Origin of the sequence: Candidatus Hydrogenedens sp. (assembly GCA_035378955.1) — a bacterium.
Classification (GTDB): domain Bacteria; phylum Hydrogenedentota; class Hydrogenedentia; order Hydrogenedentales; family Hydrogenedentaceae; genus Hydrogenedens.
Genome location: DAOSUS010000130.1, coordinates 1 through 4,053, shown reverse-complemented (window position 1 = coordinate 4,053; position 4,053 = coordinate 1). Strand labels below are relative to the sequence as shown.

The 4,053-nt window shown below is 33.2% G+C and carries 3 protein-coding genes; all 3 read right to left on the bottom strand.

Features of this window, described 5'->3' with window-relative positions:
* A partial coding sequence (locus PLA12_14490; GenBank protein HOQ33698.1) for a CHASE domain-containing protein occupies positions 1-1,637 on the bottom strand: 1,637 nt, incomplete at its 3' end.
* Between the two features lie 21 nt (positions 1,638-1,658).
* Positions 1,659-2,771, bottom strand: a complete 1,113-nt coding sequence (locus PLA12_14485) for an acyltransferase family protein (GenBank protein HOQ33697.1) — start codon at positions 2,769-2,771, stop codon at positions 1,659-1,661.
* A 12-nt stretch (positions 2,772-2,783) separates the two neighbouring features.
* Positions 2,784-4,053: ATP-binding protein (locus tag PLA12_14480; protein HOQ33696.1), on the bottom strand; the 1,270-nt coding region annotated here is incomplete at its 5' end.

The following is a 4,053-nucleotide window of genomic DNA, read 5'->3' as shown; positions in this document are numbered from 1 at the left end:
GCAAAAGAAGCAATCAAACCTAAAATAAAAGCAGGTATCCTATCATCAATCACTTTTGTCTCTTTCCAATCTCCAGGTTGAACTACAATGCCAAATAATTTCTGAAAAATAAACACGGTAAAAAAAAGCCTATCTGTATTAAAAACATTAAGTTCATTCAATGCGTTGGTCCCACTTGTTTGAGGATGGTCAGAATAGATATTGATGATTTTCTCCAAATTAGATATGTAAAAATAATCTAAATACAAGGGTTTATATATAAATCCTTGTGCTAACCTTTCTAACCCAACTTTAATAAAACTGTCCATATCTAAAATTAGTCCTATAACCCCTTTAAGCTCTTTGTTTTTAATAACAGGGCTGAATAGTATAAAGACGGAGGAAGGATATTGTGAAAAGAGGGTTATCTCGTTCGATAGAACCATAGAAACCCTTCCAGTGTTAATTGCTTCTTGAATAACAGTTCTTGCTTTTTCATTAGAATTCATATCGTAACCTATCATCGAGGCATCGGAATTTTTCGAAGTATAGAAAATGGGAAAATAGAAATTCCTTTCTCTGGCAGGTATATTATTGCCATTCTTATCTAACTCCCAGATTTGAAAATCTGATTTATAAATTTCAGCACCTTCTCTTACAAATTGTTCTTTATCATCCTTATCAATATACGGAATCCAAAAAAAGGAAAGATAAGAACCCATTTCTTTTGAAAAAGAATTTGTAAAGTTATAAAACTCATCCTGTCGGACATCATCACTATTCTGGAAAAACGATGTAATTGAAGGAATTACCACATCGCGAATATCTTCTAATTTTTCATTTAAAGACCCGATTGTTGTTCTCGACACCTCATCTAAAATTACACTATGTTGTCTCTGGTCTCTTTCACTAACGAACCAAACAGTGGCAAGTGTAAAAACAATAGAAACCATAAAAGCCAATATAGTCTCTGTAAATCTAAATCTACCCAATTTTTCTTTTCTTTTTTCTCTCAAAACAAAACCAATTCCAGAAAGTAAAATAGCCCCTATTATTAATAGAGTAAATACAAGGGTTGGATATGTCCTCTCCCAAACAATTAAGTTCCAATCCTTTGCTTCTATATCCATACCCAAAACAGCAATTACTTTTCTTTGCGATATATCTTTTATCGGGACAAGAGCACTTACCCATACACCCCATTCATCTGGCAGCGGTCCTTCTACAAAGGGAATTCCTGTATCAAAACAGTTAATCAATTCCTCCGAAGCATCATCATATAAATCTCCAGGTTGAGCAGGAGGTGTCTCTTCTATATCTTCTTGTGTATCTATATAAAAGAATACTTGTTTGTTCTCATTCCGACCCATCAAATATAGATACTTACAACGAGGTATGATAGAGCGGACCATGCGAAGTCGTGTAAGTAATGTATGATATCGAGGATTGTTATAATCAGCGCCTGAACCTTGAAATTCATTTATTAATTTTGGGTCAATACTCTTTGCTATATTCACCGTATGCGTTAACAATAATTTACGATACCACTGGTCATTGAATTTGTATGTATATAGGGTCCATAATCCGCCACCAAGAATCGTCATCAGTATTGATAATAGAACATACCATCGAAATAACCATTTTAAGTAATTCTTCATTTTTTCATGCTCCGAAAATTTTTAAGTTTTCATTCCAAATAAAAATCGTGTTATTTTATATTTTCTAATTAAAAAGTGGTAAATAACAACTATAACGGAAAACGATAATACGACTAATACAAAAAAGATTATTCCTATATTTAAGTCCAATGTTACTACATAGTACGCAAGAACGATTATTACTGTTTGATGAAGAATGTAAAAAGGATAAGACATTTCACTTGCATAAGGTAGCATTTGTATTGGGGAATTAAGATATTTTTCACTATACCCTAAAATAAATAATAGCCAGAACCATACATTGAAATGGCGTAAAATATAGAAAAGAACATCGGAAGTGGAGTATTTCTCGAAAACAAAAGAACTTTTAATAAAAGTAAGGTAAATTGCCATTGTAATAGTGCCCAAAAGGAATAATAAAAATCTTTTTTCCCGAATGGATTGTTCTATCTTCGTATTAGAGGCTATGAAGAAACCTATAAAGAAATAAGTATAGTAATAAAACGGATTTTTTGAACCCAGAGTAGGTAGTTGTTCAGCTAATCCAATTATTACAGGATAGAAAAACAAAAAAAGATAATCTGGAATATTTTCCCCTATTTTTTCTGAATGCTTCTTTATATTTAAGAATAAAGGCACAGAAATAAGACTGTAAAAATAGAGATAGAGAATAAACCATAGATGTGCAGGAGTAAAAGAACCGGTATAGCCAGAAAAATCACCTTGAATACAAAAAAAATACTGTTTTATAAAATCATAAATGGAACTATTTGCATGTTCTCTTATATATGCAAAATAAGGTTGAGGAGGAACTATAAACAAAATACCAAACAGGAAGGGAATAAGCAATCGTTTTGTCCTTTCTGCAATATATTGCTTCCAAATTCTTTTCTGTAATGCATAAAAAGAGGACATACCTGCAATCATAAACAGAAGGGGCATGTGCCATGGAGATAGAAAAAATACGAAGTAGTCCAGCAGGAAGTGAGAAGAAGAACCTTTCACATAGAAAGGCTCGTATGAGAAAAAAATCATAGCACAGTGGAAAGGGATAAGAAGTAAAACCGCAATAATTCGTAGATACTCAATATCATATCGTCTTTTTTCAAATACCGGTGATTTTACATTTGGCATAAATTGAATATATTAATGTTTATTTTTTTTATCCAGTATATTTCTAACCGCTCTTAATAAATCCAGCCTCCCATAAGGTTTGTTTATTAGGTTAAGGTCTTTTTCTAAAACAAAATTGGTATGTATGGAATTTTCAGAATAACCGGTTGAAAAAAGAACAGGCAGATTGGGCTTTATCTTTTTAATCTTTTCATATACCTCTTTTCCACCCATTACAGGCATAATTACATCAAGAATAACGAGGTCAATATCACTGATATTTTCCAGAAACAGTTTAAAACCCTCTTCCCCATCTTGGGCAGCAATCACCCGATAACCTGCTTTCTCTAAAATTCGTATGGCTACGGAACGAACAGTCATTTCATCTTCTGCAATTAATATTGTTTCATTCCCCGTAAGTTGTTCAATCGGTTCACTTGTTGCTTCCTCTTCTTTCTGTAACTGTTCCTGAGTAGTAGCAGGCAAATAAATCTTAAAAGTAGTCCCCTTTCCTACCTCAGAATAAACATGAATAATACCATTATGTTGTTTGACAAGCCCATAAACGGTTGATAAGCCTAATCCCGTTCCTTTACCAATTTCTTTTGTAGTAAAAAATGGGTCAAAACAATGTTCTAATGTATATTTATCCATACCTATACCTGTATCCGTAACACAAATAACAACAAAATCACCGGAGGATGTCCATGTCATCCCTTCTATCATTTCCTCAGATACATGAGTAGAACTTGTTTCTATCAGAAGTTTCCCACCATCAGGCATAGCATCGTTTGCATTAACACAGAGGTTAATCAGAATAACCTCAACTGCATTCCTATCTGCATAAATCAAAGACTTTTGAGCATTCGGTAGAAATGTTAGTTCTATATTCTCTCGAATAAGTCTCCGCAACATCTTATATATGTCATTTACCAATACATTAATATCAATAACTTCTTTCTTTAGTATTTGTTTACGGGCAAAGGCTAATAGTTGACGGACCAATGAAGAGGCTTTTTGATTGGCTTTAATTATTTCATCTAAGTAAGGAATAAGTGAGGAGTCCGCGGGGAGTTCTCTTTCTGCTAATTCCGCATAACCATTAATTACCATGAGATGGTTATTTAAATCATGGGCAATTCCCCCGGCTAATTGTCCGATACTTTCCATTTTTTGGGATTGCTTAAGGTCATTGAGGAGTTTCAATTCACGAGTAATATCCCTGAATACCAACACAATATTTGTTAACTCTTTCCGTTCATTGAGTAAAGGTGATATTGAGTATTCTATGGTGTATATATTA

Bases quoted from the DNA above. Each gene is read 5' to 3' on its own strand.
- PLA12_14485 (HOQ33697.1), bottom strand. From the start codon at position 2,771: ATGCCAAATGTAAAATCACCGGTATTTGAAAAAAGACGATATGATATT.